The organism is uncultured Arenimonas sp., from assembly GCF_963976025.1.
Taxonomy (GTDB): Bacteria; Pseudomonadota; Gammaproteobacteria; order Xanthomonadales; family Xanthomonadaceae; genus Arenimonas.
In genome coordinates this window covers 1-4769 of sequence record NZ_CAXBJS010000196.1, presented here as the reverse complement: position 1 = coordinate 4769, position 4769 = coordinate 1, and the positions used below count along the sequence as shown (strand labels likewise).

The 4769-nt window shown below is 70.0% G+C and carries 3 protein-coding genes, 1 tRNA gene and 2 pseudogenes; 2 read left to right on the top strand and 4 right to left on the bottom strand.

Features of this window, described 5'->3' with window-relative positions; translation table 11 throughout:
* A pseudogene (locus AACZ35_RS12530) lies at window positions 1-927 on the top strand (hypothetical protein); the annotation flags it as partial.
* A 69-nt stretch (window positions 928-996) separates the two neighbouring features.
* On the opposite strand, the gene AACZ35_RS12525 reads toward AACZ35_RS12530, so the two are convergent.
* The gene (locus tag AACZ35_RS12525) at window positions 997-1647 is read right to left on the bottom strand and encodes a response regulator (RefSeq protein WP_339829817.1); all 651 of its coding nucleotides are present in this window, start codon (window positions 1645-1647) and stop codon (window positions 997-999) included.
* Window positions 1648-1912: 265 nt separating this feature from the next.
* On the opposite strand from AACZ35_RS12525, the gene AACZ35_RS12520 reads away from it, so the two are divergent.
* Window positions 1913-2899 (top strand): CPBP family intramembrane glutamic endopeptidase, encoded by a 987-nt coding sequence (locus AACZ35_RS12520; protein WP_339829815.1) that lies wholly within the window; start codon window positions 1913-1915, stop codon window positions 2897-2899.
* 23 nt (window positions 2900-2922) lie between these two features.
* Here the strand turns inward: AACZ35_RS12520 and AACZ35_RS12515 are convergent.
* From AACZ35_RS12515 to serS, 3 genes and pseudogenes are all read right to left on the bottom strand, one after another.
* Window positions 2923-3012 (bottom strand) — tRNA-Ser (locus AACZ35_RS12515).
* A gap of 13 nt (window positions 3013-3025) precedes the next feature.
* A pseudogene (locus tag AACZ35_RS12510) lies at window positions 3026-3943 on the bottom strand (LysR family transcriptional regulator); the annotation flags it as partial.
* The coding region (gene serS, locus AACZ35_RS12505) for a serine--tRNA ligase (protein WP_339829813.1) at window positions 3940-4769 on the bottom strand (830 nt) is incomplete at its 5' end. The gene serS and the pseudogene AACZ35_RS12510, both read right to left, overlap by 4 nt.

The following is a 4769-nucleotide window of genomic DNA, read 5'->3' as shown; positions in this document are numbered from 1 at the left end:
CGGGAGGCGCGGCAGGCCGCGATGGCCGCCGGCGGCGTGGCTTCCAGCCTTGACGACGGCGACGATGTTGACGCCGACAAGACCGAAGCCGCGTTGAACCAGGACGAAGGCAGCCAAGGCAGCGGCGATGACGCCGCCAACGCCACCGAGGGCAGCAGCCGCCGCCGCCGGGGCCGTCGCGGTGGCCGCCGCCGCCGTCGTGCCGACACCGGCACCGAAGCCAATGGCAACGAAGAGTCCGGCAGCGAGGACGAAGAGTCCGGCGAGACCGGCAGCCCGGCCCAGGCTGGCAAATCGTCCGAAGGCTCGGCGCCTGCCGTGACCGCCGCGGAGTCCGATTTCGACGACATCGCCCCGCCGGCTCCGGCCGTGGTGCCGGTGGTCGCCGCGTCGGCCGCCGCCGTGGTGTCCGTGGACGTGCCCGCGCCGGGCAGCGCGGTTCCGCCGCCGGCCAGCGAGGCGCCCAAGCCCGAAGCCGCGGCCGTCGCCGCCGAACCCGTGGCCGAGCCGGCCGTGCAGGCCGTCGCTATCGAAACCAGGCCCGAGCCGGTCGCCGCTCCGCCGGCGGCCGCTGAAGCCGGGGCCGACGTGCCCAAGGCCGTCGCGCCCGCGCCGGCCGTCGAAGCTCCGCGAGTGGCACCGCCGCCCGTGCAGCAGAGCCTGATCCCCGACCCCGAGCCGGTGAATCCGTACCTGCGCACGCAGCCGGCGCAGTTCGACGCGCCGCCGGCAGTGCAGGAAAAGAAGCCGGCGGAAGAACCCGCGCCGGTGGCAAAGGCTGAGCCCAAGCCGGAAATCGAGCCCAAGGCCGAGTCGGACCAATCGCCCGAGGCCGAGCCGGAGCTGGCCCAGGTTCCGTCGGCACCGGACTGGTCGCTGGCCGACCCGGACGAACCGAAGCAGGCGCCGACCGACAAGGCCGGCTGAGCCAAGGTTCAACGCGTACACGAACAACAAGGGCGCCCCAGGGCGCCCTTGTTGTTGATGGGCCCTGCCTCAGGCCGTGAGCGCCGACGCCGGGTCGGAAATGCCGTGTTGCCCGGCCAGCCGGGCCAGCGAGATCGCGTCGCGGATGCCCAGCTTTTCGAACAGGCGGTATTTGTGCGTGGCCACGGTCTTGCCGCTGAGGCTGAGGCGGCGACCGATTTCTTCCATGCGCAGGCCCTGGCAAAGCAGCCGCGCCACCTGCAGTTCGCGCGGCGACAGCAGGTCGAAGGGCGAGGACTGCCCGCCGAAGCCGTCGAGCGCCATGCGCTGGGCGACATCGCTGGCCAGGTAACGTCGGCCGCGGAAGACGTCGCTGACCGCACGCACGAGTTCCTGCGGGTCGCAGCCCTTGCCCAGGTAGCCCGAAGCGCCGGCTTCGATGAGCCGGCGGGGCATCGGCCCGTCTTCCTGGATCGAGACGATGATGACGCGCGTGCCGATGTCGGCGCGCACGATGCGTTCGGTGACGTCCAGGCCGCTGATGCCCGGCAGGTGCAGGTCGCACAGCACCACGTCGGGCTGCAGGCGGCGGACCTGCGGCAGTGCTTCTTCGCCGGTGGCGGCTTCGCCGATTATCTCGACGGCCCCACCCTGCTCGAGGATGAGTCGGTAGCCCGTGCGCACCAGCGCGTGGTCGTCAACGATGAAAACTCGGATCATGTTTCGTCCCTCCCCAGGGTTCGATGCCCACGCTATGCGAGGCGGCGTGGGCGCGGCTATGGCAACTTGCCGCCTGTTCGCTAGGTTATTTCCTACGTGACGACAAAGGCGCGAACCCTGTTATCGCTGCCGGACAACTTGCGCCCCGAATCGCCCTGCAAGCTCCCGACGCGCCGAAAATGCCTACCCCCGCCGGCGAAGGCCGCCGACAGACGGGCCAGGCCCGCGCGGCGACACTGGCCTTCCATCCACACACCGAGCCGGCATGACCCGCCTACGCCTCCACCACCGCCTCGGCCTGCTGGCCCTCTCGCTGCTGCTCCCGGCGCTGCTGGTGGGCCTGATGGCCGTGTGGTTCCTGGCGCTGACCACGCTCAGCCACCACGACCGCACCCTGGTCTGGGTGCAGGGCACGCCGGCGCAGCTGGCGTCCCTGCGCGAGGCCGTGCTCGAACACCCGGTGTTCCCGGAAGGCGACTTCGCACCGGGCGGCTACGCCGACCACCGCCCCGCCGAATGTGCCGGCTTCGAGCTCGCGGTTGGCTTCTCGCGACTGCGCGAGTTCGAACTCTCCGCCGCCAAGACAAGCCTGGACGACCTGGTGCGCGAATCGGGCGTGCAGGCCTGCGACGCCCACGTTTTCATCTTCAACGACCTGCCCAGCCCGTTCGATCCCACGGCCTGGGACGATTCCCTGGTCACCCTGCTGCTGGCGCTGTTCCTGCCCACCGGCACCCTGCTCATCGCCTATTGGGGTTTTGGCCTGGCCCATGCCCTGCCCACGCCCTGGCACCTGCCCCGGCCGCTGCTGCGCACGCTGGGCCTGGGTGCCGCCGGCGCCGTGGCCGGGCTGCTGGCCATCAAGCTGGTCGAACTGGTGCTGCGCCTGGCCTGGCCGGACGCCTCGGTGGGCAGCGACGCGATATCGGGCCTGGGGCCGGACCCGTTTTCACTGCCGGTGATCCTGCTGGTTGGCGTGTACGTGCCCTTCCTGGAAGAACTGGCCTTCCGTGCCTGGCTGATCCCGGTCGCCGAGCGCGCCATCGGCCTGTGGCCGGCCTGCGCGCTGTCGGTGCTCGCCTTCGCCGCCATCCACCTGCCCTTCGCCGGCCCCGAGCTGCTGGGCACGCTGGTGCTGGGCGCGATATTCGCCGTGGTCTATGCGCTTACCCGCTCCCTGCCCGCCTGCGTGATCGCCCACGGCGGCTACAACGTGCTGGCGCTGGGCCTGCACGTCGTCGCGGTTGGTTGATTGGCCAGTCGCCTTCAGCGAAATGGCGGAAGAGGTGGGATTCGAACCCACGGAAGGTTTGACCCTTCGCCGGTTTTCAAGACCGGTGCCTTAAACCGCTCGGCCACTCTTCCGTAAAAACATCTTGAGCTTGCTGTCCTGGATCTTCGCCGGCAAGTGTTCGGCCAGGAAATCGATGAACACGCGCACCGCCGGCAGCAGGCCGCGGCGCGAAGGATACATGGCGTGGCAGATGCCCTGGGGCAGGCTCCATTCGGGCAACACGACTTCCAGTTCGCCCTGGCGGATGGCTTCGGCGCAGCTGAGCTCGGGCAGCAGCACCACGCCCAGGCCGTCGCGCGCGGCGGCCAGCAGCAGCGGGAAGTCCTGCGCCATCAGCGCCGGCGTCAGGTCCACGCGCTGCACCTGGCCTTCGGGGCCGTGCAGGGTCCAGCGCTGGCGGGCGTCGTCGTCGCTCATGCTCAGCGTCGTGTGGCCGGCCAGGTCGGCCGGAATCTTCGGGCGGCCGATGCGGTCGAGGTAACGCGGGCTGGCAACCAGCAGTTCGCGCAGCTGGCCGAAGCTGCGGGCCACCATCTCGCCGTCGTCGGTCAGCTGCGAGCGCACCCGCAGCGCCACGTCGAAACCTTCCTGGATCACGTCCACCCGGCGGTTGCTGACGTGCAGCTGGATGCGCACCTGCGGGTGGGTCTTCATGAAGGTGGGCAGCAGCGGCGCCAGCAGTTCCTGGGCCAGGGCCACCGGGCAGCTGACCTTGATGGTGCCGCGCGGGGCCGCCGACACGCGGTCCACCGCCTCGCGCGCCGCCTGGGCCTCGGCCAGCATGGTCTGGGCGTGGCGGTAGACACTCTGGCCGACCTCGGTGACCGCGAACTTGCGGGTCGAACGCTGCAGCAGGCGCACGCCCAGTTCGTTTTCCAGCTGGGCGATGCGGCGGCTCAGGCGCGACTTGGGCACGCCCAGGGCGCGTTCGGCCGCGGCGAAACCGCCGTGTTCGACCACCATCGCGTAGAACTGCAGGTCATTGAGGTCGGGGTGGTTCATCCGATGCGCTCCAGGTTGCCCATGTAGGGCCGCAGCGCGGCGGGGACTTCGATGCTGCCGTCGGCCTGCTGGTAGTTTTCCATCACCGCGATCAGGGCGCGGCCCACGGCTACGCCGGAACCATTGAGGGTATGCACCGGCTCGGGTTTGCCCGTGGCCGGGTTGCGCCAGCGCGCCTGCATGCGCCGGGCCTGGAAGTCACCGCAGTTCGAGCAGCTGCTGATCTCGCGGTAGGTGTCCTGGCTGGGCAGCCAGACTTCCAGGTCGTAGGTCTTGATGGCCGAAAAGCCCATGTCGCCGGTGCACAGCAGCACCTTGCGGTAAGGCAGGCCCAGCTTTTGCAGCACGGCTTCGGCGCAGCCGGTCATGCGCTCGTGTTCGGCGGCCGATTCTTCGGGGCGCGCGATCGACACCAGCTCGCCCTTCTCGAACTGGTGCTGGCGGATCATGCCGCGGGTATCGCGGCCATGGCTGCCGGCTTCGGCGCGGAAGCACATCGAGTGCGCGGTCATGCGCAGCGGCAGCGCGGCGTCTTCGACGATGCTGTCGCGCACGATGTTGGTCAGCGGCACTTCGCTGGTGGGGATCAGGTAACGGCGATCATCGCCAAGGTCGGTGGCAAACAGGTCGTCTTCGAACTTGGGCAACTGGCCGGTGCCGCGCAGGCTGTCGGCGTTGACGATCAGCGGCACGTTGGTTTCTTCGTAGCCGTGTTCGCCGGCGTGCAGGTCCAGCATGAACTGGGCCAGGGCCCGGTGCAGGCGCGCCAACGGCCCGCGCAGCACGGTGAAACGGGCGCCGCTGAGCTTGGCGGCGGTGTCGCCGT